We start from the raw sequence: 25086 nt of genomic DNA, 5'->3' as shown, positions 1-25086 counted from the left end.
CAGAGAACAGACTCAGGCAGTCTGTGCCTGCTTCGCGTGGCGGAAGCCGAGGAACGACAAGACCAGCATCAGCAGTGCGCCGATGAAGGCGCCGATCGCGGCGATCCCGGCGATGGTGCCCATGGTCGCGAACGCGTAGCCGTAGAGCAGCAGGCCACGCAGGGTGCTGCCCTTGAACGCGGTGTCGCGCTGCGCGTTGACCGCGATGCACTCTTCGCTGTCGGCGTTCTCACGGTTCACGCCGCACGCCTCGGTCACCTTCGGGCCCAGGGTGGAGTAGGTCTCGCCACCGGTGGAGTGGTTCATGTGGGCGAGGATGTAGTGGTCGGCGTACGCCTTGGCCTCGGGGCCGGAGTCCAACTTGGAGCCCTGGTACTTCTTCAGTTCGGTCTTGTCGGTGGCGGAGAGACCCTCGTCGCCGTCGATCATCTCGGTGGTCGGCATGGTGATCTGCTGGTCACCGAACTGTTGGGCGACCTGGTCTCCGATGAATCCGTTGGCCCAGGTGAGCAGTCCGCCGGCAACCAGCAGGATGAGTGCTGCGGCCAGTCCGAACCAGGAAAGCAGTTTGTCGAGTGTGGAGCGCATTAGGTGGACGTCCTCCCAAGTGGCGACCGAGGCGATCCCGATCTGCAGGATTTCTGCAACTACATATTGTCGTAGTTACGACAATATGTAGTAATCGCCGCAAACGTGTTCCCCGACACATGGGGGCCAGGCAGGTCGGACTCAGTCCGGAAGACGTGCCGAGACCACACCCACGTCCCCGCCGAAGTCGAACTCCACCGTCTTGGAGCCACCGATCACGCCGAAGGCGAGTCGCTCGATGCCCTGGCCGACCTGTGCAAGGGGCTCGCCGCGTTCGCCGTTGATCGTGACCTTCGCCGGACCACCTTGGACTCGCGTGTCGACCACGAGCCAACCGTTGTCGCTCGGCGCCCAGCCGAGCCCGTTGATGAAGGGCACCCTGAAGACCGCCTCGATCCCGCAGGCGTGGTCCAAGACCGCCGAGACAGGGAAGTCTCGGGACGGACAGGACTCGAACTTCCGCGTCTCCAAGGCTTCGAGGTCTTCCAGACCTTCGACCTTCCCGGCGTTCACCGTGCCGCTCGCGAGGTCGACCGACGCCACGATCCCGTCGTATTCGACCTGGAGGGCGCTCGATCCGCTCTCCACTCCCGCCACCGCTCCCCCACTGGACTCGACGTCGCCGGGCAGATCGATCCCAGCGTCACCGTCAGCGATCTGCAGGGTCGGCACGGGCAGCGCCTGACGACCCGAGCCGTTCAAGATCACGTCGAAGGTGTTGGAGTTGCGGTGTTGCTCGAATGTCCACGTCACGCCGATCAGGGTGACGTCAGTGGCCGGAGTGAGCGTGTCATCGCCGGACTCGACCTCGGCAAGGTCAGGCGCGAGGCCCAAGGTGAGGACACCGGAGGGAAGCGAGACCTTCGCGAGACTCGTACGTTCGAACGCAGTCGCCGAGACCGCCACGGCATCACCGCCTCGGACCTGTCGACCACTCGGCTCCTCATCGGAGCCACAGGCGGACAGAGTCGCCGCGATAGTGAGCGCACCAATCCCTAAGCCAAGTCGACGCATCAACTGTCCGTAGTGTTCCAGTTGCCGTTGCCGCCGTATTGGCTCGATGCCATCGACGAGGGCGCCGGCCACGAGTTGTCGTCGAGCGCCATCTCTCCTGCGGTCAGGTCGGTCCATTCCATCATCGACGTGTTGCGGGCGGTGATGTTGACATTGCGGATGGCGGTGATGACGGCGTTGAGGAAGTTCACGCAGTTGGAGATGACTTTGCAAGTTGCCGTCACCTTCAAGGTCGGCAGCTTGGTGATGTGCACCTCGTCGCCGACTGTGCTCAGCAGATCAGCTCCGAGCGCGATCAGTGCCTGGATGATGTCCGACCAGCATTGCTGGATCATCTCGGCCGCATCAGCCATGAGATGGTTGGCAGTGCCCATCTTCCCGGCCATGGCCTCCATCGCAGACATCTGCTGCCCGGCGGCATTCGCATAGGCCTCCTGGCCACGCCCGCCCCAGAAGATGCTGACGTCGTCAGTGGCCGACTTGACGTCGCTATAGGAGCCGTTGAGCTTGGACATTGCCGTCTGATAGCCCGCCCCCAGACCCCGCAGCTTCTCGGGGTTGCCCCAGATCGCGTCCACGCCGGCTTGCATGGCGTCGACCAGCAACTTGTGGGCGTCCCAGATCTCCCGCAACAGGTCGCCAAACTTGCCGTTGAGCCAGTCCTTCACCGTGCCGATCAACGCAGCGCCGGTGAGACCTCCCACCAGGCCGCCGAGTGGGCCACCGACCCCGAGGCCGATCGTGCCCCCGATGATCGCGGCGTCCCACTCACTCAGGCTGTTGATCTTGGCTTGGATCTTGGCGCCGAAGTCTTCAACGTGCTTGATCACCACATCGTTGAGTTCGCACATGCGGTTGAACCACATGTCGGGGGTGCCGAAGATCAGCAGGCTGGAGACCTGACTCGGCAAGGCTGGCGCGTCGTACGGCGGTAATCCTGGAAGACGATCGTTCACGGAATCCCCGCCTCCTCCTTGGTAAGCAGCGTCGCGCGCTGTGCGTCGGTGGCCTCAAAGTTCTTAGCGGCCTTTTCGATGGCCTCGCCGAACTCTTGCGTGGTGGACTTGCCGCCGCCGAGGACACTGGCCGACATCTCGGCGAAGTCGTTGTGGGGTTCCTGCAGTTCGGCAAGGGCGACGCCGAAGAGGTATCCCTGACCTTCCCCGTTGGACGCCAACTGTTGCGCCTCCCCAATTGCTGGGCTGACGACATCACGCCAGGCGGAGGCAGCGTTATAGAGTGCCTGGGTTTCCGCATAGATCGTCTGGGTCGGGCCGGTCATGGGTTGGTCACCGCCTGCGTGAGTGAGTTCTGGAGTCTGTCTTCGGTCACGGCCGACAACCACAGGTCATCGGCGCGCACATCTTGGAGTCGCCCCCGCTGGTCGAGCCCGAGGGACACGTACGTGTTGTCCGAAGTGCTCCAGGTCAGCCCGGGGATGGAGTCGAGTTGCGCAAGCGCACCGCTGTTGACATAGCGAGCGAAGGCGTCTGCCTGCTCCCGTGGTGAGCGGATCACCAGCGGGGGCGCGGTCGGACCCGGAAGTGGCGCGAGGGGCTCGTGGGCGTCCGCCTCGGAGACGTTGTCCAACGCTCCGCACAGCGCCAACTCTTGCAACGTCCGATGAGTCTCGGCGCGCGCAGCCGCACCGAGGAGCGCGTCACGGAGGCCAGCTTCGGACTTCAACGAGTGGTCCAGTCGCAAGACCCGGACACCCAGCAGCTGTCCGCGCGTGCCGATTCGCACCTCGACCCGGTTGGTCTCGTCCGCGACTTCCACCTCGACGGTGCCTACGAAATCCGGACTGGAGACCCTACGGATGGCCTCGCGATCGATCACCTGCAACTCCTCGCCTGTTCGGGGCTTGACGCTGCGAAGGCTCCCCGTTGAGGCTGAGAACAAACCCGGCGATGCCGGGTTTCACACGTTGACGCGCTCGGCCCCGATCGAGGTGTCGTCTCCATGACCGGTGTGCACGACCGTCTCGTCCGGCAGTTCGAAGAGCTTGGCCCGGATCGATTCCTTGATCAGATCCGCGTCACTGAACGAGCGCCCAGTCGCCCCTGGGCCGCCGTTGAAGAGCGTGTCGCCGGTGAAGACGCAGCCCAGGTCGTGGACATAGAGGCAGACCGCTCCGGGCGCGTGACCCGGCGTGTGCAAAACCGTGACTGCCGCTCCCCCGACGGTGATCGACTGACCGTCGGACAGGTCGGCGTCCCACAGGGTGTCGGGATGGGTGAGCTCCCAGACCGGCTTCTCGTCCGGGTGCAGCAGGATGGGAGCACCGGTGCGTTCACGAAGCGCGGGAGCCACTCGTACGTGGTCGTCGTGCGCGTGGGTGCACACGATCGCCTTCACAGCCCGCTCACCCACGATCGCCATGATCGCGTCCACGTCATGCGGCGCGTCGATGACCAGGCATTGCTCGTCGTCGCCGATCACCCACACGTTGTTGTCGACGTCGAAGGTCTCCCCGTCCAAGGAGAACGTCCCTGAAACCACGCCGTGGTCGATGCGTACGGTCACGTCAGATCCACCTGAATTGTCGTCTTCACCTGCACTCCTCACTCGCTCCCGGCTACGCCGGGGCTCCCTCGTCGCTCCGGCTCAGCACGACCACCGACCGCAGCACGTCACCGTGGTGCATCTTCTCGAATGCCGCCTCGACGTCGTCGATGCCGATCTCCTCGGTGACGAATGCGTCGAGGTCGAGTCGGCCTTGCTGATACAGCGAGACCAGCATCGGGAAGTCGCGACTGGGCAGGCAGTCGCCGTACCAACTGCTCTTCAGGGACCCGCCACGACCGAAGACGTCGATCAGCGGGATGTCGGGGATCTTCATGTCCGGGGTCGGGACGCCGACCAGGACGACCGTGCCGGCCAGATCGCGGGCGTAGAAGGCCTGCTTCCAGGTCTCCGGGCGGCCGACGGCGTCGATCACGACGTCGGCGCCACCGTCGTGACCGGTGCCGTCGGTGACGGCCGTGATCCGGCGGATGCCCTCGACGGCGTCCTCGTTCTTGGAGTTGACGGTGTGGGTGGCACCCATCTTCTTGGCACCTTCGAGCTTCCGGTCGTCGATGTCGACGGCGATGATCGTCTCGGCACCAGCCAGCGCGGCACCCGCGATCGCGGCAGCACCGACGCCGCCGCAGCCGATCACGGCCACGGACTTGCCACGCCCGACATTGCCGGTGTTGATCGCGGCACCCAGGCCGGCCATCACGCCGCAGCCGAGCAGACCCACCGCAGCCGGGCGCGCGGACTCGTCGACCTTGGTGCACTGGCCGGCGGCCACGAGGGTCTTCTCGGCGAACGCGCCGATGCCCAGCGCCGGGCTGAGTTCGGTGCCGTCCTCCAACGTCATCTTCTGCGTGGCGTTGTGGGTCGCGAAGCAGTACCACGGCTCGCCGCGGTTGCAGGCACGACAGTTGCCGCAGACCGCACGCCAGTTGAGGATCACGAAATCGCCGGGTGCCACGTTGGTGACGCCCTCTCCCACTGACTCGACTACTCCCGCAGCCTCATGGCCGAGCAGGAACGGGAAGTCGTCGTTGATGCCGCCCTCGCGGTAGTGCAGGTCGGTATGGCACACGCCGCAGGCCTGCACCTGCACCAATGCCTCGCCCGGCCCCGGGTCGGGGATGTTGATGGTCTCGACGCTGACTGGCTGGCCCTTGGCGCGGGCGACGACTGCTTTCACCTTGTGCATGCGCGGATGCAATCACATGACTGGTTGGGGTGAGGTTGGGGCGAGAATTCCGGCACGGAGCGGCAACCCTGCGGCCGCGTGATGTCGTGTTGGGGTCATGGAAGTGACCAGGATGGTGAGCGTGAGCGAAGGCACCCGCGAGTCGATCCGCGATCGCGAGTTCACCGAGTGGCTGGCCGCGCGAGAGCCCGCACTGCAGCGCACGGCCCATCTGATCACCGGCGATCTGCACTCCGCCCAAGATCTCGTTCAGGCCGCGCTGACCAAGCTCTATCTGGTCTGGGATCGCCTCGACGACAAGGGCCATCTCGACGCGTACGTCCGCAGGATCATGGTCAACGAGCACACCTCGACCTGGCGGCGCGCCTGGCGTCGTCGAGAAGTGTCTCGCGGCGAGGTCCCCGACCGCGGGGTCGAGGCGTCGTACGACCCCGGCCGCGACGCGGTCTGGCGCTACCTCGTCACCCTCGCGCCCCGACAGCGCGCGGTCGTGGTGCTGCGCTACTACGAAGACCTCTCCGAACGCGAGATCGCCGATGTGCTCGGGGTCTCCGTCGGGACGGTCAAGTCTCAGACCAGCAAGGCCATGGCCAACCTGCGACGCACCCTGGAAGGGGCAGAGCTGTGAACCCCCACGACACCGAGCGCCTGCTGCGCGACACCTTGGCAGAGCGTGCCGAGAGCACCGAGTACGCCCCGACGTCGATCGACCACGTCAGGCAGCGCGCCAGATTCTCGCGGCGCCGCCAGAATCTGATGATCGGTACGGCTGCGGCTGCGACCGTGACGATCCTGGCGGGATCGTTCGCCCTGCTGGGCCATGACGAGCCGCGATCCGTGCCCCCGTCACTGGACCCGACGTCCTCGGTCACACGCACCGTCGTGACCCACGAGCCCGAGCCGACACAGTCCACACCGCCACCGCAGCCTTCCGAAGCCATCGAACGCACCGAGGCCGACGGGTTGCGCGTCACGGGGCTGTCCGTCGGGCAGGCTCCCAGGATCGCCTGGGCCGAAGGGGCTGACGTCCACCTCGCGGACGGCTCGACACTTACCGGGGTCCTGCCCGCCGACACCCGCGAGTTCGCCCCGATGGGCAGCGGGGTGATGGCCGCCTACGACTCGCGAGTCAGCTTCATCAATGCCGACGGCACGCCGGGGCCGCGTACATATCCCCTCGACGGTGGCCTGGCGACCTCACCGGAGGGCAAAGTCGTCGCGTGGGCGGGGCCGGACCGCCGCGTGACGGTCGTACAGGCCGAAGGCGATGAGCGTTATACCTTGAACCCAATCCCTGGCGAGGGGCCTCTGGACGCCGTCTCGGTGTCGAGCGAGGACTGTGTCGAAGGGCGTACGACCGACGCAGGCTGCGCCGTCATCGTGAACATCCTGGGCGCAGAACCGGCCACCTACTCCACCTCGTCCCACGGGATCGTGGATCGGCTCAACGGTTCCTTCAAGACCACCACCGCCACGCGATGGCCACTGGCGGCCGGGATCACCCAGGTCACCGACCAGGGCACCTGCTCGCAGTTGGTCACCGAGAACGACTGGCGTGAGCCGGACTGGGGTACCTGCGCGTTCCGGCTCGTGGAGTTCAGCCCGGACGGCCGGCACATCTTCGCCGTAGGCAGCTACGCGGACGGACTCGGCGACGGGGATGCGGCCATTGTCACCAGCGACACCGCGGAGCTCATGGCACACCGACAGTCTGAAGCCGACGACCAGGCGACGATCATGGACTACGCCTGGGAGGACGACGAGCACGTGCTGCTCACGATCTTCTCCAAGGGGCAGTGGTCGATCGTGCGGATGGGGCTCGACGGTCAGATGGAGTACGCCGTGGCACCGCGCGCAGCGGACGAGTTCAGCCCGCCGTTCAGGCTGCGCTCCTGAGAGTCGGCGCCGGGTCAGGCGACGACCTGCGTGATCGGCTGAGAGGAGTCGGCGGGCAGATCGAGGGCCGACGGCTCGCGTCCACGCGCGACCAGCTCGGCGCCCAGCGCCGCCACCATCGCACCGTTGTCGGTGCACAGGCCGGGGCGCGGGACGCGGACCCGGATCCCCCGGGAGGCGGCCCGCTCCTCGGCCATCGCACGCAGGCGCGAGTTGGCGGCGACTCCCCCACCGATCAGGATGTCGTCGATGCCCTGGGTGACTGCGGCGTCGATCGCCTTGCGGGTCAGCACATCGCAGACGGCCTCCTGGAAGGCAGCCGCGACATCGGCGACAGGCACCGGCTCACCCGAACGCTCGCGGGCTTCGACCCAGCGCGCGACAGCGGTCTTCAGACCCGAGAACGAGAAGTCGAACCGGTGCCGCTCCAGGTCGCGGCGCGAGGTCAGACCACGAGGGAAGTCGACGTACGCCGAGTCGCCCTCGCGGGCCATCCGGTCGATGTGCGGACCGCCGGGGAACGGCAGGCCGAGCAACCGGGCCACTTTGTCGAACGCCTCGCCCGCCGCGTCGTCGATCGTGGCGCCCAGCGGATCGACCCCTACTGTCACGTCGGTGACCCGCAACAGCGACGAGTGCCCGCCGGACACCAGCATCGCCAAGCAGGGCTCCGGAAGCGGTCCGTGCTCCAACTGGTCGACCGCCACATGGGCGGCCAGGTGGTTGACGCCGTAGATCGGCTTGCCGAGCCCGATCGCGAGCGCCTTGGCCGCAGCGACCCCCACCAGCAACGCCCCCGCCAGACCCGGGCCACTGGTGACAGCGACCGCGTCGATGTCGTCGAGGCGTACGCTGGCCGTCTCGGCAGCGCGCTCGATCGTCGGCACCATCGCTTCGAGATGCGCCCGGGAGGCGACTTCGGGGACCACTCCGCCGAACCTGGCGTGCTCGTCGACCGACGAGGCGACCGCATCGGCGAGCAGGGTGTGTCCTCGGACGATCCCCACCCCGGTCTCGTCGCAGGAGGTCTCGATGCCGAGCACGAGCGGTCCGTCAGACATGTCGCTCATCCTCTCTCAATTCGCAAGGCTCTCAATTCCCAGGGCGTAGATCACGGCAGCGGCACCGTCGGCGTAGTAGCGCATCCGTTCGCCGATCTCCTCGAAACCCGCATCGAGGTAGAAGGCGCGCGCGCCTTGGTTGTCGACGCGCACCTCCAGCAGCAGGCGCTCCGCCTCGGTCGAGCGCACGAGGGCCACGACTTCGTCCAGCAGTCGCCCTGCGATCCCCCGGCGCCGATGCCCGCCGTCGACCGCGATCCGCTGCAACTCGGCGATATCTCCGGCACAACTGACCACGGCATGGCCCACCACGGCGTCCTCTTCGGCCGCGACGAGGTAGTGGATGGTCGGCAGCGCCTTGGCCAGACCCTCCTCGATCAACCCGCGAGACCACGCGTCGCCCGCGAGCGCCGCTGCTTCGAGTGCCGCGATCGCGTCGAGATCGGTCGGCGTCGCCGTCCGGACCGAGATCACGAGACCGGTTTGGGCTTGCCGGGTGCGACGGCGTCTGGGCGTCTGAGGTAGAGCGGCTCGGGATCGAGCAGTTCGGCGGCCTCGCTGGTGATCACGTGCGCCAGCCAACCGGCGGAGGGCTGGACGATCGGCAGCGCGTGGGGAAACGCCTCGGGATAGAGCACCGGTCCCTTGCCCGCGACCGGCAGGTCCGTGGCGACCTCTGCGGGCTTGGTCACGACGGGGCCTTCGACTCGGACACCCTCGGCGTACGACGCGAGGTAGACCTCCTTGCGTCGAGCATCGGTCGCCACCAGGAACGGCTCGTCGACGCGCGCTGAGACCTCGGCGGCGATCACATCGAGGGTGCAGACGCCGTAGACCGGCAACTCCAGCACCATCGCGAGGGTCCGCGCGGTGACGAGCCCCACGCGCAGTCCGGTGAACGGGCCGGGCCCGACGCCCGCACCGATCGCGGTCAGATCGCGGCGCGTGCTGCCCGCCTGCGCCATGACTGCCTCGATCAGCGGGGCCAACTGCTCGCCGTGCTTCATCGCCGCGGTCGAGGTCTGCTCGGCGACCACTCGCTCGCCGTCGTGCAGCGCCACGGACACGAACTCGGTCGCGGTGTCGAGGGCCAGCAGCACGTCGGCGACTCTAGTCCGCCAGCGCGCGCCAGTGCGTCACCAGGCGTCGCCCCGTCGATGCCCGGTCGTCGTCGAGCAGTAGGTGCAAGGCGTACGACACCGGCCCCTCGTTGACGATCTTCTTCGCATAGCCCTCGCCGCGCAGCGGGATCATCGAAGACACCGCACCACCGATCAGCAGCGGACGGCCGGCGAACGTCGAGGTGATCATGCCGTGCGCGTGGCCGACGAGGGTGGCGACCACGTGTGGATGGGCGTGGATCAACTCCTCCAGCGAGTCGGGATCACGCAGCCGGATCTTGTCCATGAAGTCGACCCCGATCGTCACGGGCGGATGATGCAGGCAGACGAAGGTCGGCCGGTCGTCCGCCAGTTCAGCGCGCAGCCACTGCAGCGAGGTCTCGGACAACTCGCCGTGATCGATCCGGTCGCCCTCGACGGCCGAGACCAGCGAGTCGAGCATCAGGAAGCGCACACCGTTGCTCTCGTGCGCGCCGAGCACCGGGCCGTCCCCGGCAGGCGGTTCGATGCCGAGGAGGTGGCGCGCGTACGCGTGTCGTACGTCGTGGTTGCCCGGCAGCCAGAAGAGTGGACCGTCCCAGGAGCCGTACACCTCGCGCGCTTCGGCGTACTCCTCGGGCAGACCGTGGTCGGCCACGTCGCCGGTGATCAGGACGACGTCGGGTCGCAGTGTGGTCAGGTGCTCCACGACCCGTTCGTTGCGGGCTCGTACGCCTGCCCGGTTGCCGAAGTGGGTGTCGGTGACGTGCGCGATCGTGAACATCGTCGCCAGTGTGTCAGCCGTCGGAACCAGCGGTGAGCCAGCGCGCGCCCACTCCGCCGACGTAAACCCGACGGGGGTCGAGATGCTCGGTCGTCTCGGCGCCTTCAGCCCGCGCGATGCGCACCTCCAGTCGAGACTGCGCCAGCCCCTCCGCCAGACCCGCCCCCCACTCGACCAGCGTGACCGCATCCTCGAGCGAAGCCTCCAGGTCGAGATCGTCCAACTCGTCGATGCCACCGAGGCGGTAGGCGTCGACGTGTACCAGCGACGGTCCGTCGACCAGGGACGGATGCACGCGCGCGATCACGAAGGTGGGCGAGGTGATGTCGCCGCGCACCCGCAGGCCGGCGCCGATTCCCTGGGACAACGTGGTCTTGCCCGCGCCGAGCCCGCCGGTGAGGACGACCAGATCGCCAGCGCGCAGCCGGGTGGCCAGATCACGGCCGAGGTCTCGCATCGCCTCGGCATCGGGCACGTCGTATGCGAGGACCCCGGCCCGCTCCAGGCGTACGTAGGGGGCGTCTCGCGCGACCTCGGTGAAACCCTGGTGAACCCAGAACTCCACGGTCGCGGGCAGCTCCTCACGGGCCAGCACGACCACACGACCAGCACCGGCGGCGGCTTCGAGAGCCGCCCGCACCAGGGTCGAGGCGACGCCGGAGTGGCGGTGCTCGTGCAGCACGCCGACGCGACGCAGGAAGGTGGTGTCGCCCTGCGGATCGAGCAGCAGCGCGCCCGCCGCGTGGCCGTCGACCTCCACGATCAGCCCACCCCCATGCGCCAGAGCGGCGGCGATCGAGTCGGGTGTGTCGGAAAGCGCGTCCGCGGGCGGATCTAGTTGCGGCCGGCTGCCGAAAGCCTCACGTACGACTGCCAGCACCTCGTCGGCCGCCTCGGGACCCACCCGGCGAACTGAGGTCACGCGGGCTCTGCGGGGAGTTGGCCCGCCGGACGGGGCTCCCACGGTCGGGTGAGGGCGTACTCGACGCTGCGGTCGAAGAGGGAGTCCAGCTCGTCGTTGACGGAACTGTGCCGTTCGATGATCACCATGTGACCGGCGCCCTCGCATTCGAGCAGGTCCGAACCCTGGATCCGGGCGTGCAGCTTGCGGCTGTGGCCGATGGCGGTGATCTTGTCGCCGGTGCCGCAGATCAACGCGGTGGGGATCCGGGCCAGCGGCTCCAGGTGCTCCCACTTGTTCATCGCGGCGAACGCCGGGAAGAAGTCGGCCACCACCGCGAACGGAGTCATGTCCAGCATTCCGTAGACGAAATCGACGTACGACTGGGGAACGTCGCTGCCGAAGGCATAGGCGTCGATGACGGCCGAGGCCACGTCGTGGCCGAAGCGGCGCAACCGGTCTACGGTCGAGGAGCCCCTCGACAGGGTCGAGACGAGCCGGTCGATCACGCCGCCGCCGATCCCGGCGGGCAGCATCGGGAAGAGGATGCGGCCCGGGTCGAGTCCGCCGGCGGTCGTGGCGATGAGCGCGACTCCGACGATCTTGGAGCCGAAGAGATCGGGGCGCTGTTCCGCCAGCGACATGATCGTCATGCCGCCCATCGAGTGACCGACCAGGACGACTCGGTCGTCCCCGGTCAGGTCGTCGAGTACGCGCACCAGGTCGGTGCCGAGTTGTTCGATGTTGCAGTGCTCGGCGCTGGAGCGCTGGGTCCGCCCGTGGGAGCGCTGGTCGTAGAAGACCGAGCGCAGCAGGCCGCGATACCCCGCCCGCTGGAAGTGCCAGCAGTCCAGGTTGAGCGAGAACCCGTGGATGTAGACCACCGTCACCGGCGGCCTGGTCTCGGCGTTCTCGGGTTCGTCGATCTCGGCGTGCAGTCGGAGACCGTCATCGGCGACCACGGTGATGGGCGCGGAGCGTACGGAGCCCAGAGGCGTGTCGTCGCCGACGTCACGGTGCGTGATGTGGGCGCGCTGGTTGATCATCCTGGCCGCGGCGGCAGCACCGGCAACGCCCGCCGCTGCGCTCGCGACTCCGAGGACCTTGCTCTTCACACCCACTCGTCGTCACCTCCGGTCGTGGCCCCCGAGTCGGTCTGTCTACGCACCAGGCGTCCGCCCGTCCGCGTGACGATCTCATAGCTGATCGTGTCGCAGGCCTCGGCCCAGTCCTGAGCGGTCGGTTCCCCGGCCGTTCCATTCCCGAAGATAGTCACCTGCGCCCCGCGCTCGGCAGCCACCCCCGTCAGATCCACGACGAATTGATCCATGCAGATCCTGCCCAGCACCCGAACCCGGGCCCCGGCGACCATGACTTCGGCGCGCGAGGAGCCGTGGCGCGGGATGCCGTCGCCATAGCCCAGCGGCACCAGCCCGACGGGCGTTTCTCGGGGCGCTGTCCACGTGTGTCCGTACGACACTCCGCCACCCGCAGGGATCGTCTTGCGCATCACCAGACTCGTCCGCACGGACATGACCGGTCGCAGGTCGAGGTCGGCGGGCAGGTGTCCCGGTGCGGGGTCGAGGCCGTACGTCGCCAGTCCGCAGCGGACCAGATCGAACCGGCTGGACGGGCGCAGGATGGACGCTGCCGAGTTGGCCAGATGCCGGGTCTCCGGCTCGATCCCATGGTCGCCGGCCAACGCCAATGCGCGCCGGAAGCTTGTTCTCCTGGGCGTCATTCAGCGGATCCACGGGAGCATCGGCCGCGGCGAAGTGACTCCAGATGCCCGCCACCTCGATCTTGTGCTCGCGGGCCAGTTCGCCCGCGCGAGCGAAGAAGGCGGCCCAGTCGGGTTCGGCTGCTCCCCCGCGCCCCATCCCGGTATCGACCTTGAGGTGCACCCGGGCCCGTCGCCCGGTCAGTGCGATCTCGTCGAGTTGGTCCACACCATAGGCCGCGAGATCGATGTCCGCGTCGAGCGCGCTCGCGAGGTCCTCCCCAGGCACGGTCAGCCAGGCGAAGAGCCGCCCGGTGTCGCCGGCCGTACGCAACGCCATCGCCTCGTCGAGCGTGGCGACTCCGAGCCAGCCGGCGCCAGCCTCGCGCGCCGCGCGGCCACATTCGAGCAAGCCGTGACCGTACGCATCGGCCTTCAGGACGACCAACAGCCTGGCGGGAGCGACGAGTTCGGCCAGCGAGGCGATGTTGTGTCGAAACGCCGCAAGGTCGACAACGATCTCGGCGCGGGGGCTCACGAGCAGATCATGGCAAAGACTGGCCGCGACGGGGACTCAGGCGCGCAGCATGGCTGCGATCAACCGCGGCAGTTCGGCGGCGACAGGGCCGGCGGTCAACGTACGCCGCGTCGCTGCCTGACTGGCCGATGCGCCGTGCAACCAGGCGCCCACCGCCGCCGCCTCAGCCGGAGCGAGGCCCGCACTCAACAGCGACCCGATCAATCCGGCCAGCACGTCGCCCGCACCCGCGGTAGCCAGCCACGAGGTGCCGGTGGTGTTGGCGAAGACCGAGCCGGAGGGCTCGGCGATCAGGGTGTGCGGGCCCTTCAGCAACACCACGCATCCCCAGCGTGCCGCAGCCTCACGTACCTGCTGCAACGGCGCGGACTCGACGACCGCGCGCTCCACGTGCAGCATCGCCGCGAGTTCGCCCGCGTGAGGGGTCAGCACGCAGTTCGAGAGGTCGTACGCCCCGAGGTGACTCAGCGCGTCGGCGTCGATCACGACGGGCACACCGTCCTGGAGGGCGGCTTCGAGGGCGCCGGCCGCGTCCTGGCCCCCGCCTGAGCCGACCACCCAGGACTGCACCCGACCGGCACCGGCGACGACCTCGGGATGCGCCCGCACCACGTCGTCGGCAGCGGTCCCCACATAGCGGACCATGCCGGCCAGTCCACAGTTCGCCCCGGCGACGGACAAGACGGCGGCTCCGGGGTAGTCGGCCGAACCCGTACGCACACCGACGACCCCGCGGGTGTATTTGTGCGCGGCCGTCTCGGGCCGCGGCAGCAACCGCCGTACGTCTTCGGCCTGGAGGGCGACCACCGCCGCCTCGGGAAGATCCAGGCCGAGTTCGATCAGTTCGATCGTGCCGCACACGCGAGCCGACGGATCGACCAGGTGCGCGACCTTGTGCGTGCCGAAGGTAACGGTCAGGTCGGCGACGACGTGGGCCCCGTGGACCTCGCCGGAGTCACAGTCGACCCCCGACGGAAGATCGACAGAGACGACCGGGACGCCGCGCAGGCTGTCCACCAGCGCCGCGGCATCCGGTCGCAGGCCACCGACTCCGCCGATCCCCACGATTCCGTCGACCACGACGTCCGGTCGACGCGGAGTGGCGACGACACGCCCACCCGCGGCCTCGAAGGCAGTCAGCCCGCCCTGGTGCGCACGCGCCGGGGCCAGCAGCACCGCCTCGACGTACGCCCCCCTCCTCGCCAGTCGCACACCTGCGAAGAGAGCGTCACCGCCGTTGTCACCGGAGCCGACCAACAGCAGCACCCGCGCCCCATTGGTCCGCCCCAGGAATCGGGAGACCGCGGCGGCCAGCCCCGCAGCGGCTTGTTGCATCAACGCACCGTCGGGCAGGACTGCCATCGCAGCCTGCTCTGCCGCGCGGACCTGGGCAACGGTATGGGCGCGCCTCATGTACCCAACTTAGAACGCGTCCCTGGCGGGAACGTGTCGTGGCCCGACCCCGATGATGCGAAGGGGACGGGCCACGCAGAAAGCCGGATCAGTGCTTCGGGATCTTGAATACCTGACCCGGGAAGATCAGGTCGGGGTTCTCGATGTTGTTGAGCCGCGCGATGTCCATGTAGTTGACGCCGTAGCGGGCAGCGATCTCGCCCAGGGTGTCGCCGGACTTCACCGTGTAGGTCTGCTGCTGCTGAGCTTCGCGACGCTCGGCAGCGGCCTCGCGACGCTCCTGCTCCTTGCGCTCCTGCTCCCGCTCCTCGCGACGCTCTTCACGAGCTTCCTGCCGTTCGGCCTTGCGCTCCTCGCGGGCCTCCTCGGCCTCACGCTCCTCGGTGGCGGCCAGGATGTCCTGCACGGCCGGGCTCGCGCTCGCGGACGCGCCGCCGGTGGTGTCGCGCTGCGCCTCCAGGATGTCCTGCACCGCAGGGCTGTCGCTCGCGGTGGCACCGCCGTCGGGGGGAGCGGGGGTCTCCTCAGCCGAGGCCTCAGGCGCCTGGTCGACCGGGGCGTCGGTGGTCGAGGTGGCCGGCTTGTCGTCGTCGCCGTCGAAGGCGTCCTTGATCTTGTCCATGAGTCCCATGGGAAGAGAACCTCTCGTCATCTTCTGTCCCGGCTGGCCGGGGCCACCGGCGGCGGCAGCGCCCAACTTATCCCCCATGGTCACCGGCCGCGATAGTCGGCGTCAGGACTCCAGGACCACCATCGCCGCAGCCATCCCACCGTCGTGGCTCAGCGTGACGTGCACCCCGACCACACCGAGGTGGTCCGCGCGAGCCAGGACCGTCCCACGGAGTACGAAGTGCGGGCGCCCGGTGTCGTCGCAGACGACCTCCGCATCGTGCCAGCCCAATTGTGGCGGCGCGCCGAGAGCCTTCGCGATGGCCTCTTTGGCGGCGAAGCGAGCAGCCAGGGAGTGGTCGGGCAGGCACGCCTCTTGCGGTGTGAAGAGCCGCTCACGCAGTCGAGGCGTACGCGTCAACGACTCGGCGAAGCGGTCGATGTCCACCAGGTCCAGCCCGATGCCGACGACTGCCACTGGGTGCTACTTCGCGACTATTCGACCGTGACCGACTTGGCCAGGTTCCGCGGCTGGTCGACGTCGTGTCCCAACTGCGAGGCGAGTTCACATGCGAAGAGTTGCAGCGGCACCGTCGCCACCAGGGGCTGCAACAGCACCGGCACCCGCGGAAGTCGGATCAGCACGTCGGCGTACGGGGTGATGTCCTGGTCACCCTCCTCGGCCAGACAGATCGTCCGAGCGCCGCGCGCACGTACCTCCTGGATGCCCGAGACCATCTTCTCGTGCAATTGGTCGCGCCCCTTGGGCGGCACCACGCACAGCACGGGCAGCCCTGGCTCGATCAGCGCGATCGGCCCGTGCTTCAACTCACCGGCCGCGAAGCCCTCCGCGTGCAGGTAGGCGATCTCCTTGAGCTTGAGGGCTCCCTCCAGCGCCACGGGATAGCCGGCGTGCCGGCCCAGGAAGAGCACCGTCTTGGCGCCTACGTACTCGCGCGCGAGCGCATAGATCGCCTCGTCCTGATCGAGCACGGACTGGATGTGTTCGGGCATCCGATCGAGGTGGTCCAGGATCTCGGCGATCTCGTCGCCGAAGCGAGTGTTCTTGACCTGCGCGAGATACAGCGCCAGCAGGTACGACGCGACGACCTGGGTCAAGAAGCCCTTGGTGGACGCGACACCGATCTCGGGCCCGGCGTGGGTATAGATCACCGCGTCGGACTCACGCGGGATCGTGGAGCCGTTGGTGTTGCAGATCGCGAGCACGCGCGAGCCCTGCTCGCGGGCGTACCGGATGGCCTGCAAGGTATCGGCGGTCTCGCCGGACTGACTGATCGCCACGACCAGGGTGTCGCTGGTCAGGATCGGATCGCGGTAGCGGAACTCGGAGGCGAGTTCGACCTCGACCGGGATGCGGCACCAGTGCTCGATGGCGTACTTGGCGACGAGGCCGGAATAGAAGGCGGTGCCGCACGCGACCACGATCACCTTGTCGACCGAGCGCAGTTCCTCCTCCGACAGCCGCATCTCGTCCAGCCGCAGGGCACCGGACTCCGTACGCCGGCCCAGCAGCGAGTCCGCGACGGCGCGCGGCTGCTCGTAGATCTCCTTGCGCATGAACCAGTCGTGGCCGTCCTTCTCCGCTGCCGAGAGATCCCAGTCGACGTGGTAGGGCTTGCCCTGTGCCGGAGTCCCGTCGAACCCGGTGACGCTCACCCCGTCGGCGGTGATGGTCACGACCTGGTCCTGCCCCAGTTCGAGGGCATCGCGGGTGTGCTCGATGAAGGCCGCGACGTCGGACCCGAGGAAGTTCTCGCCCTCACCCAGGCCTACGACGAGCGGACTGTTGCGGCGGGCGGCGACCACGCGCTCGGGGTCCTTGGAGTCCACGGCGACCAGCGTGAAGGCGCCCTCCAGGCGACGGCACACCACCTGCATGGCAGTGGTCAGATCGGACCCGTTCTCGAGTTCGATCTCAAGCAGGTGGGCAGCGATCTCGGTGTCGGTGTCGGAGAGCATCGTGTGGCCGTGAGTCTCCAACTCGCCCCGCAGCGCGGCGAAGTTCTCGATGATCCCGTTGTGTACCAGCGCGAGGCGGCGCTCGCGGCCCAGGTGGGGGTGGGCGTTGTGGTCGGTCGGCGGGCCGTGGGTGGCCCAGCGGGTGTGGCCGATGCCGGTCGAGGAGGGCGGCAGCGGGGACTCGGCGATCTCCTTCTCCAGATTCGCCAGCTTGCCGGCCTTCTTGTCGGTGGCGATGTCGCCTTCGTGCACCAACGCGATGCCCGCCGAGTCGTACCCTCGATATTCGAGGCGCCGAAGCCCCTCGATCACCACGCCTTGCGCCTGCTGGTGACCGACATAACCCACGATTCCGCACATGGGCGCGAGTCTAGTGCTCGCGGGCTGCAAGAATCGCACTCATGGCGACCCCCGGCTCTGCCCCTCCTGAGCCACCGCTCAAGGATCCCGTGAGCAAGGACGTGGGCAGCGAGTCGCCCTATGTCGAACTCGACCGTGCGGCCTGGGCGGCGCTCGCGCGGGGCATGGAGACTCCGCTGTCTCCCACCGAGATCGACCGACTCCGCGGTCTGGGCACCTCGTTGGATCTCGACGAGGTGCGCGAGGTGTATCTGCCGCTGTCGCGGCTGCTGTCCCTGCGCGTGGAGTCCGCTGGTCGGCTCTATCGCGAGCAGGAGAGGTTTCTGCGCCGTCCGCTGCCGCGACGTACGCCGTACGTCATCGGCGTCGCCGGCTCGGTCGCGGTCGGCAAGTCGACGACGGCTCGCGTACTGCAGCAGATGCTGGCCCGCTGGCCCGCCCATCCCAACGTCGAGTTGGTCACCACCGATGGCTTCCTGCTGCCCAACGCCGAGTTGGAGCGGCGCGGGATCTTGCACCGCAAGGGCTTCCCCGAGTCGTACGACCGGCGCGCTCTGCTGAAGTTCGTCGTCGACATCAAATCCGGGCGAGACGAGATCTCTGCGCCGCACTATTCGCACCTGACGTACGACGTGGTGCCCGAGGAGGCGCGCGTCCTCAAGCGTCCCGACATCGTGATCGTCGAAGGACTCAACGTGCTGCAACCCGCACGGGTCGACGCGTCGGGGCGCTCCGGACTGGCCGTGTCGGACTTCTTCGACTTCTCGGTCTATGTCGATGCCTCCGAGAGGACGATCCGGCGCTGGTATGTCGAGCGGTTCCTGCGCCTGCGCGAGACCGCGTTTGCGGACCCGGCGTCGTACTTCGCGAAATATGGTTCGCTCAACGACGGCCAAGCGATCGCCGCCGCCGAACACATCTGGGACACGATCAACGGCCCCAACCTGCGGCAGAACATCACCCCCACGCGCTCGCGGGCACGACTGGTGCTGCGCAAGGGCGACGATCATGCGGTGAGTTGGGTCCGACTGCGCAAGCAGTGACTCGTTTGCTCCGGCGGCAGCGGGGGCACGGTCGCACAATGACCAGACGACTACTTGCCAGCGCGGCCCTACTCGCCGTGGCCGTTGCACCCCTGTCGACCGTCGTCATGCCGACTGCGAACGGTGCGGTCGCGGCAGACGGGGACGGCGCCCACTACCAGGCCCCGATGGAGAAGTGGACGCCGTCCTTCGCCATCGCCGACTGTCGCATGCAGATCAAATACGGCACGGCCAACTACCTGAAGTTGCGGGTCTTCACCAAGACTCTGCCCGCGTGCAAGAAGGCGCGCGGGTTCGACACCAGCCCCGTGCACGACAACTTCAAGTTGAGTTATCGCAGCCTCAACGGATCGATCTACGCCACGTCTTCGCGGACCACCAAGAAGCGCAAGGGCAAGAACAGTTGTGGTCGCTTCCTCCAGTGGACCTCGACGTACGAGCCGCCCCAGGCTGGCGACGTCGTGCACGGCGTCTATGCGACTCTCGGCAACTACCGCAATGGCTACATGTGGAATCTCGAGCCGACGGGGACGCAGAAGCTGCCCAAGAAGAAGCGCTGCTGAGCTGGCTATCTTCGGTCAGGCACCCGTGCCCGTCCCCTTTCCCGTCACGGTGACGGGGATGTTGCCGCGGGTGGCCTTCGAATAGGGGCAGACCCGGTGGGCTGCGTCCACGAGGCGCTGCGCCGTCTCATCGTCGACGCCGGGAATCGTCACGGTCAGATCTGCGGTGATGCCGAACGACTCGCCCTCGGGGCCGAACCCGACCGCCACCTCGGTGACGGCGCCGGAGGTGTCGACGCCCTCCTTCTTGGCGACCAGGCCGAGGGCGCCGGTGAAGCAGGCGCCGTACCCGACCGCGAACAACTGCTCGGGGTTGGTGCCGCCGCCCGGACCGCCCATCTCCTTGGGAGCCTGGAGGTCGACCTCGAGCTGGCCGTCGTCGGTCTTGCCGTGTCCGCCGCGGCGTCCGCCGTTGACGGTGGCGCGGGCGGTGTAGACGATTTCGCTGGGTGTGTTGGTCATCCTTCGACCCTAGCCATGGTCCGGTGGCTGGCGTCGAGCTCAGTCGTTGGGGAGGCCGCAGCTCCCGGTGGTTGAGGAGCGCGCGTTGGTTCCTGAGGAGCCGACGTAGTCGGCGTTGGTTCCTGAGGAGGCGGCGTAGTCGGCGTTGGTTCCTGAGGAGCCGACGTAGTCGGCGTCTCGAAGGGCTCGAAGGGCTCGAAGGGCTCGGAACCGGGCGTCGTTCCCGGTGGTTGAGGAGCGCGCGTTGCGCGCGTCTCGAAACCACGTCACGACTGGGTAACGACCTCGTTTTGCCTTGTGGATGAGGGTCTTCCGGGCGTCTGAGTGTCGGTGGTCGGCTCTAGCGTGATGGTTATGAATCCCGATCTCAGCGCATTGGATGCGGCGGCCACGTTGGCTGCCGCGACTGGCGCGGTGCGGTCGCGCAGGTTGGCTGAGGTGGCGGATCTGGAGGTGCTCGCGCACTGGGCCGGCCTGCACGCGTCCGACCCGACGGACGGGCCGTACGGGCGGCATGCCCGGATCCTGGGTGATGTGCTGGTCCAGGTCGGTGGCGAGGGTACGCCTTCGGTGCAGGACTTCAGCCTGGGGGAGATCGCGATCGCCCGCGGCACCGGGGACACCGCCACCCGCAACGCACTGGCGGATGTGCTGGACCTGCAGCATCGGCTGCCGCGGGTGTGGCGGCGTTGTGTGGCCGGTGAGGCTGAAGTGTGGGTCGCGAGGCGGGTCGCGAAACTCTCCCGCCGCCTCCCACTCGACCGGGTCGGTGTCGTGGATGCCGCGATCGCGAGGGTCATCGACCGCGAATCCGCTGGCCGGGTCTTAGAGATTGCCGAAGCCAAGATCATCGAGGCCGACCCTGAGGCCCACCAGGCCCGTGTAGAGGCCGAGAAGCAACGCCGCTACGTCGGGCTGGGCCGCACCGACGAGTACGGGCTACGCACGATCATCGCCCGCGTGGAGGCAGGCGACGCGGTCTATGTCGACGCCGTCATCGCCCGGGTCGCCGACATCCTCGAACCGTCGATGCCCGACGCGGGCGTGGATGAAGTCCGGGCGGTGGCGTTCGGGTGGCTGGCCCGCCCCACCGAACTCCTCCAACTCCTCCTCGAACACACCACCCCCGACCCAGCCGACACCGACGCGGAGACCGATGCCGTCCTCGACCTCGGCGACGCCGTCGTGGGGGACGGTCCGGGCCACCTCACCCGCTCACTGGCATTCCCCGCCGACCTCCTGGCTGCACTCAAGAGCCTGGACCTGACCCCGCTGGCACCGAAGGTCGTCCTCTACGTCCACCTCCACCAGGCCGCCCTCAACGGCACCACGGGTGTCGCCCGGGTCGAAGGACTCGGCCCGCACACCCTGTCTCAACTCCAGAGCCTGCTCGGGCGTGCGGACGTGACGGTCAAGCCGGTGCTGGACCTGTCCGACCGGGTCCGGTCCACCGCGTACGAGCACCCCGAAGCGTTGAAGGAACGCGTCCATCTGATCACCGGCGGGGACTACTGGCCCTGGGCCACCTCGACCTCGCGGAAGGTCGACTACGACCACCCCACCCCCTACCAACACGGTGAAGACGGTCGAGATTCGCCCGGGCAGACCGGCACCCACAACAGCGGGCCTCTGGGCAGGCGTCATCACCGGTGGAAAACACATGCCGGATACAAGTCCAGACAAGCTGGCGACGGCAGATACGTCTGGCTCACCCCACACGGCCTCGGAATCCTCGTCGACCACACCGGCACCCGCCGCATCGACCCCGAACACGCCCAGATGATCTACGACGCACCCCAAGGCGTCGACCTCTACCCGATGGCGTGAGGTTGACTGGTCGCCATGCAGTCACCGCGCAAGGCTGAGCCGGGCGACAAGGTCGCAGTGCTCTCTCCGTCCTTTGCTGCCCCGGCGGTTGCGCCAAAGCTCCACGAGCAAGCCATGTCGCGGCTGACGGAGATCACCGGGCTCGTGCCTGTCGAATACCCCACGACGCGCCAGCTCGGGGCGTCGCCACGAGAGCGCGCTCGCGACTTCAACGCGGCATTGGCCGATCCGGAGATCCGCGCCCTAATGGCAACTGTCGGCGGCGAGGATCAGATCAAGGTCGTGCCGCACCTCGACGCGGATCTGCTGCGGGCCGATCCGAAACCGTTCTTGGGCTATAGCGACAACACCAACATCCTCAATTGGTTCTGGACCCACGGTGTGAGCGCGTTCCACGGCGGCTCGACTCAAGTCCATCTCGGGCCCGGACCGGCCGTGGACGACATCTATGCCCAGTCGTTGCGCGCCGCGTTGCTGACCGCCGAATCGTTGGAGATCACCGAGCCCGGCGAGTCGGAGGACTTCGGCCGGGACTGGCAGGACCCCAAGGCGCTGACCGAGTTCGGCGACCGTGAGCCGACCGAACCGTGGACCGGGGCCGGACCAAGACGCGCCGTCACCTGCGGTACGTGGGCGGCTGCATCGAAGTCATCCAGTGGGTGCTGACGGCTGGCCGCTTGAGTCATCAGAGGAGTTGATCCCCGCCCGCGAGTTCGCCTGGATCACCCGCTCGCTGGGCGAGCGCGGGATCCTCGCCGCCGTGGATGCGGTCGTGATCGCCAGACCGCCCGCGTCCAGTTTCGAGGTCATGCCATCACCGGCCGAGCGCGCTCAGGCGCGCGTCGATCAGCGTGAGGCGGCGATCGGAACCATCCACGAATACAACCCTGATGCGGTGGTCGTGGTCGGGGTTCCCTTCGGCCACACCCGACCCCAGTGGGTGCTGCCCTACGGCGGCGAGGTCACCGTCGATGGCGTGACCCAGCGGCTCACCGCGCACTACGCCTGAACGGGCACCTCAGCCAGCCACTCATCACTGCAGCGTTGGCGTTGCGCTCAACTCGCGGACGATGTCGAGATGCCCGGCGTGGCGCGCGTACTCCGCCAGGACGTGGAAGCAAATCCACTCCAGGGTAGGTGGGTCGTCGGTGAAGCGGCCCCCGACCGCGGCACGTTGTCCGAGGCCATCGACGAGAAGGGTCTGGCGCGTTCGCCGTCCCACTGCTCGCAACTGCGCAGCGATGACCTCGGCTTCGATCCCCTCTTCGACATGCCACACAGGCACAACTGGTCCCGACTCCACCGAGGGGTCGTCGACAGTCCAGTCACCCCACGGCGCGGCGACCTCGTCGCCGAGGAAGCCCCAGACGAACCAGCGCTGCTCCATGTGGAGCAGAGCGGATTTCTACTCATCCGGCTGTCTTCGTTCATGCCCCTCACGCTAGGCGTCGGACTGTACGCGCTTGTGCAACTCCAGCAGCGTCTCGATCGAGCGATAGCCCAACTGCTCATTGACCGCATTCATGTGCGTGTTGACCTCGGCATTCGAGGTGTCCACGGTCTCGCATTCGGGATAGGTCGAGATGAGCAGATCGTGGGTCGCGATCTTCAGAGCCAAGCCCAGCCGGTGCCCGCGGTGGGCCGGATCGACCAGCGTGATCCCGACCTGACCATTCTCGCGGTGATCGTCGTTGACGCGTACGTCCGACGATCCCGCGACCGAACCGTCCGGCGCCAATGCCAACGCCGTCAGCACGTGCCGGCCGACCGAGACATTGCGTGCCTCGGCGTCTCGCAGCCGCGCGGGCGTCCACTCCTCGTCTGTCAGGTCGAGCTCACCCAGCGGGATCTCCGCGAGCAGCATCGAAAGGAGGCGCCCGAACGACTCTAGGTGCTCTTCGGGACAGACGGTGTCGAAGGTGACGAGTCGGTAGTCCTGCGCCGCGGAGCCGACGGCTGTGTTGAGGGACTCGCGGCGTGCCACGAAGTCCGCCAAGGCCAACTCCTTGATCGCCTCTCGACTCGCGACCTGATAGCCATGGGCCGAGGCGAACGCCTCGGCCGGCCCGGTGCCACCGGTGGGGACGAAACCCTCCCCGAGCAAAGAGGTCCGGGCCTGCTGACTCGCGCGTAACTCAAGCGCAGCCACGACCGCGCTGCCCAGGCCTTGCCGACGCCTGTCCGGGCGTACGAAGGCATCGACGAAGGCCGTGTGCACGTTTTCGACGCGCGGCAACACGAGCAGGCCAGCGGCAACCGCGACATCACCGTCCGAGATCGTGACGAGTTCGGTGTCTTGCTCGGCGTTGTCCTTCGGGAGCATCCGGCGACTGACCTCCCACGGCGGCCACGGCACGCCCGGACGATCCGCGGTGGCGGCGAATCCGACTTCCCACCAGGCCCGCAACTGGGCCTCGTCCTGCTTGTCCACGACTTGCACGGAGACGTCCACGGTCAAAGCTTGTCAGTCGCTGGGCCGAGGCGCTTTTGGAATTCTCCGAGGTACTCGACCGGCACGAAGCCGAGCAGGTCGTTGATGTCGACCATGTGCGGGTTATCGAGCGCGTTGTAGGTCACGAGACGGGTGATGTCGGGGCGCTCCGCGATGAGGCGGCGTACGTTCTCGACCTTGATCGCCAAGCCCAACCGGTGGCCACGATGCTCCCGGTCCACCAGCGTCCCCCACTGATAGGCAACCCCTGGTTCGTGGATTGTGGTGACGAGATCGGTGTACGCCGCGACGAATCCGGACGACGAGAGGGCCGCGACGCCGTACTTCGTACGCCCCTGGGCGGCCTGCACGGCCTCACGCTGGCGCATCGCGTCGACATCGGGCGACTCCTCCTCGAACTCCAAGTCACCCATGGGCGCCTCGGTGCCCACCAGCGCTTGCAAGCGCGCGACTCCTTCGGCGATGTCATCGGGCACCGCCCCGGTCCAGGCGACCAGCCGATGTCCACCCGAGCGGTGCGCGGCAGAGTCCGACAGATCGGTCAGCAGCGCGCCATCGACGGGCAACGCCAACTCCCGCTGGTGATTGACGATCCCAAGGCGATAGCCATGCCGCCGGGCAAACTCACGACCCGGCGACCCGTCACCCGAAGGCCCTGAATCGGACGACCACGACGCTTCCGCCATCAAGGTGGTGCAGCCCCAAGCTTCGCGCGGCATCCTCCGCGAGGGCCAGCAGCGCACTCCCGTGGCCAAGGCGTCGATGCGACGGCAGCACATGGACTTGCGGGTCGCCGATCGTCTGATTGGACAACGTGTCGTTGCTGACCATCGAGCAGGCCACCGGAGCGCCGTCCACGCGTCCCAGGAAGTAGCGCTCGCGGTATTGGTTGGGCGTACGTGCCTGGGCAGCGAGTTCGTCGTACTGCCACGGCGCCGGTGCCTCGCGCTCGAAGACCTCCGCAGCCAAGTAGACCTGGTGCCAGGCGCGCAGATCGGCGTCGTGGCGAGGGTCCAACTCCACGATCTCCAACACGAGGCCTAACTCAACACCAAGCGAGGCC

The 25086-nt window shown here is 67.7% G+C and carries 30 protein-coding genes and 1 pseudogene; 7 read left to right on the top strand and 24 right to left on the bottom strand.

The annotated features are described in order from the left end of the window. Positions 1-12: 12 nt before the first annotated feature. The 7 genes from V9G04_03060 to V9G04_03030 form a co-directional block, all read right to left on the bottom strand. Entirely contained in the window at positions 13-588 is a 576-nt protein-coding gene (locus tag V9G04_03060; protein ID MEI2712284.1) for a hypothetical protein, read from the bottom strand. A gap of 141 nt (positions 589-729) precedes the next feature. Then, entirely contained in the window at positions 730-1494 is a 765-nt protein-coding gene (locus V9G04_03055) for a hypothetical protein (GenBank protein ID MEI2712283.1), read from the bottom strand. A 107-nt stretch (positions 1495-1601) separates the two neighbouring features. Beyond that, positions 1602-2558, bottom strand: coding sequence for a hypothetical protein (locus tag V9G04_03050; GenBank protein ID MEI2712282.1), 957 nt, complete (start codon positions 2556-2558; stop codon positions 1602-1604). After that, positions 2555-2884, bottom strand: coding sequence for a hypothetical protein (locus V9G04_03045; GenBank protein MEI2712281.1), 330 nt, complete (start codon positions 2882-2884; stop codon positions 2555-2557). Before V9G04_03045 ends, V9G04_03050 begins: the two co-directional genes overlap by 4 nt. Beyond that, positions 2881-3441 (bottom strand): hypothetical protein, encoded by a 561-nt coding sequence (locus V9G04_03040; GenBank protein ID MEI2712280.1) that lies wholly within the window; start codon positions 3439-3441, stop codon positions 2881-2883. Before V9G04_03040 ends, V9G04_03045 begins: the two co-directional genes overlap by 4 nt. A gap of 81 nt (positions 3442-3522) precedes the next feature. Next, entirely contained in the window at positions 3523-4128 is a 606-nt protein-coding gene (locus V9G04_03035) for an MBL fold metallo-hydrolase (GenBank protein ID MEI2712279.1), read from the bottom strand. Positions 4129-4180: 52 nt separating this feature from the next. Then, positions 4181-5314, bottom strand: coding sequence for an S-(hydroxymethyl)mycothiol dehydrogenase (locus V9G04_03030; protein MEI2712278.1), 1134 nt, complete (start codon positions 5312-5314; stop codon positions 4181-4183). A 121-nt stretch (positions 5315-5435) separates the two neighbouring features. Between V9G04_03030 and V9G04_03025 the strand changes: the two genes are divergently transcribed. Together V9G04_03025 and V9G04_03020 are read left to right on the top strand one after the other, a co-directional pair. Next, positions 5436-5942, top strand: coding sequence for a SigE family RNA polymerase sigma factor (locus tag V9G04_03025; GenBank protein ID MEI2712277.1), 507 nt, complete (start codon positions 5436-5438; stop codon positions 5940-5942). Next, the gene (locus tag V9G04_03020) at positions 5939-7210 is read left to right on the top strand and encodes a hypothetical protein (GenBank protein ID MEI2712276.1); all 1272 of its coding nucleotides are present in this window, start codon (positions 5939-5941) and stop codon (positions 7208-7210) included. The genes V9G04_03025 and V9G04_03020 overlap by 4 nt, the downstream gene beginning before the upstream one ends. Positions 7211-7224: 14 nt before the next feature. On the opposite strand, the gene tsaD is transcribed toward V9G04_03020, so the two are convergent. The 12 genes and pseudogenes from tsaD to glmS all read right to left on the bottom strand — a co-directional run bounded on the left by tsaD (position 7225) and on the right by glmS (position 17676). Next, complete coding sequence (gene tsaD / locus V9G04_03015; protein MEI2712275.1) at positions 7225-8271, bottom strand: tRNA (adenosine(37)-N6)-threonylcarbamoyltransferase complex transferase subunit TsaD; 1047 nt, start codon at positions 8269-8271, stop codon at positions 7225-7227. Positions 8272-8286: 15 nt separating this feature from the next. Continuing rightward, positions 8287-8745: a ribosomal protein S18-alanine N-acetyltransferase gene (gene rimI / locus V9G04_03010; GenBank protein ID MEI2712274.1), complete on the bottom strand. Its 459-nt coding sequence runs from the start codon at positions 8743-8745 to the stop codon at positions 8287-8289. After that, positions 8742-9371 (bottom strand): tRNA (adenosine(37)-N6)-threonylcarbamoyltransferase complex dimerization subunit type 1 TsaB, encoded by a 630-nt coding sequence (tsaB, locus tag V9G04_03005; protein MEI2712273.1) that lies wholly within the window; start codon positions 9369-9371, stop codon positions 8742-8744. The genes rimI and tsaB overlap by 4 nt, the downstream gene beginning before the upstream one ends. A gap of 10 nt (positions 9372-9381) precedes the next feature. After that, positions 9382-10155, bottom strand: a complete 774-nt coding sequence (locus V9G04_03000; GenBank protein MEI2712272.1) for a metallophosphoesterase — start codon at positions 10153-10155, stop codon at positions 9382-9384. A 13-nt stretch (positions 10156-10168) separates the two neighbouring features. Next, positions 10169-11077 carry a tRNA (adenosine(37)-N6)-threonylcarbamoyltransferase complex ATPase subunit type 1 TsaE gene (tsaE, locus tag V9G04_02995; GenBank protein ID MEI2712271.1) on the bottom strand — a complete coding sequence of 303 codons (909 nt, stop codon included), beginning with the start codon at positions 11075-11077 and terminating at the stop codon, positions 10169-10171. Then, positions 11074-12171: an alpha/beta hydrolase gene (locus V9G04_02990; GenBank protein MEI2712270.1), complete on the bottom strand. Its 1098-nt coding sequence runs from the start codon at positions 12169-12171 to the stop codon at positions 11074-11076. The genes tsaE and V9G04_02990 overlap by 4 nt, the downstream gene beginning before the upstream one ends. After that, on the bottom strand, positions 12168-12797 hold the full coding sequence (locus tag V9G04_02985) for an alanine racemase C-terminal domain-containing protein (protein MEI2712269.1): 630 nt from the start codon (positions 12795-12797) through the stop codon (positions 12168-12170). Before V9G04_02985 ends, V9G04_02990 begins: the two co-directional genes overlap by 4 nt. Positions 12798-12846: 49 nt before the next feature. Beyond that, positions 12847-13314 (bottom strand): annotated as a pseudogene (locus tag V9G04_02980) (alanine racemase). A 36-nt stretch (positions 13315-13350) separates the two neighbouring features. Further along, the gene (locus V9G04_02975) at positions 13351-14727 is read right to left on the bottom strand and encodes an NAD(P)H-hydrate dehydratase (GenBank protein ID MEI2712268.1); all 1377 of its coding nucleotides are present in this window, start codon (positions 14725-14727) and stop codon (positions 13351-13353) included. Between the two features lie 88 nt (positions 14728-14815). After that, the gene (locus tag V9G04_02970) at positions 14816-15358 is read right to left on the bottom strand and encodes a LysM domain-containing protein (GenBank protein ID MEI2712267.1); all 543 of its coding nucleotides are present in this window, start codon (positions 15356-15358) and stop codon (positions 14816-14818) included. A 102-nt stretch (positions 15359-15460) separates the two neighbouring features. Beyond that, positions 15461-15814 (bottom strand): holo-ACP synthase, encoded by a 354-nt coding sequence (locus V9G04_02965; protein ID MEI2712266.1) that lies wholly within the window; start codon positions 15812-15814, stop codon positions 15461-15463. A gap of 17 nt (positions 15815-15831) precedes the next feature. Next, a complete protein-coding gene (gene glmS, locus V9G04_02960; protein ID MEI2712265.1) occupies positions 15832-17676 on the bottom strand; it encodes a glutamine--fructose-6-phosphate transaminase (isomerizing) in 1845 nt (614 codons plus the stop codon). 41 nt (positions 17677-17717) lie between these two features. Between glmS and coaA the strand changes: the two genes are divergently transcribed. Both coaA and V9G04_02950 read left to right on the top strand, forming a co-directional pair. Then, on the top strand, positions 17718-18719 hold the full coding sequence (gene coaA / locus V9G04_02955) for a type I pantothenate kinase (protein ID MEI2712264.1): 1002 nt from the start codon (positions 17718-17720) through the stop codon (positions 18717-18719). A gap of 38 nt (positions 18720-18757) precedes the next feature. Next, on the top strand, positions 18758-19282 hold the full coding sequence (locus tag V9G04_02950; GenBank protein ID MEI2712263.1) for a hypothetical protein: 525 nt from the start codon (positions 18758-18760) through the stop codon (positions 19280-19282). 15 nt (positions 19283-19297) lie between these two features. On the opposite strand, the gene V9G04_02945 is transcribed toward V9G04_02950, so the two are convergent. Next, positions 19298-19744 carry an organic hydroperoxide resistance protein gene (locus V9G04_02945; protein ID MEI2712262.1) on the bottom strand — a complete coding sequence of 149 codons (447 nt, stop codon included), beginning with the start codon at positions 19742-19744 and terminating at the stop codon, positions 19298-19300. A gap of 354 nt (positions 19745-20098) precedes the next feature. Here V9G04_02945 and V9G04_02940 point away from each other — a divergent pair, with 354 nt between their 5' ends. Genes V9G04_02940 through V9G04_02930 form a run of 3 tightly spaced genes read left to right on the top strand, consistent with a single transcriptional unit; the run spans position 20099 to position 22580 of the window. Further along, positions 20099-21571, top strand: coding sequence for a hypothetical protein (locus tag V9G04_02940; GenBank protein ID MEI2712261.1), 1473 nt, complete (start codon positions 20099-20101; stop codon positions 21569-21571). A gap of 15 nt (positions 21572-21586) precedes the next feature. Then, entirely contained in the window at positions 21587-22237 is a 651-nt protein-coding gene (locus V9G04_02935) for an LD-carboxypeptidase (protein MEI2712260.1), read from the top strand. A 28-nt stretch (positions 22238-22265) separates the two neighbouring features. Continuing rightward, the gene (locus tag V9G04_02930) at positions 22266-22580 is read left to right on the top strand and encodes a hypothetical protein (GenBank protein ID MEI2712259.1); all 315 of its coding nucleotides are present in this window, start codon (positions 22266-22268) and stop codon (positions 22578-22580) included. A gap of 24 nt (positions 22581-22604) precedes the next feature. Here V9G04_02930 and V9G04_02925 read toward each other — a convergent pair whose 3' ends face one another. Genes V9G04_02925 through V9G04_02910 form a run of 4 tightly spaced genes read right to left on the bottom strand, consistent with a single transcriptional unit; the run spans position 22605 to position 25058 of the window. Then, positions 22605-22958, bottom strand: coding sequence for a DUF664 domain-containing protein (locus V9G04_02925; protein ID MEI2712258.1), 354 nt, complete (start codon positions 22956-22958; stop codon positions 22605-22607). Positions 22959-23012: 54 nt separating this feature from the next. Then, on the bottom strand, positions 23013-24023 hold the full coding sequence (locus tag V9G04_02920; GenBank protein MEI2712257.1) for a GNAT family N-acetyltransferase: 1011 nt from the start codon (positions 24021-24023) through the stop codon (positions 23013-23015). Between the two features lie 2 nt (positions 24024-24025). Next, positions 24026-24709: a hypothetical protein gene (locus V9G04_02915; protein MEI2712256.1), complete on the bottom strand. Its 684-nt coding sequence runs from the start codon at positions 24707-24709 to the stop codon at positions 24026-24028. After that, a complete protein-coding gene (locus tag V9G04_02910; GenBank protein ID MEI2712255.1) occupies positions 24666-25058 on the bottom strand; it encodes a GNAT family N-acetyltransferase in 393 nt (130 codons plus the stop codon). The genes V9G04_02915 and V9G04_02910 overlap by 44 nt, the downstream gene beginning before the upstream one ends. Positions 25059-25086 lie beyond the last annotated feature (28 nt).

The sequence above is a fragment of the Nocardioides sp. genome, from assembly GCA_037045645.1.
In the GTDB taxonomy this organism is placed as follows: domain Bacteria; phylum Actinomycetota; class Actinomycetes; order Propionibacteriales; family Nocardioidaceae; genus Nocardioides.
Note: the sequence above shows the minus strand (reverse complement) of the source record. Positions and strands in the feature narration are given on the sequence as shown.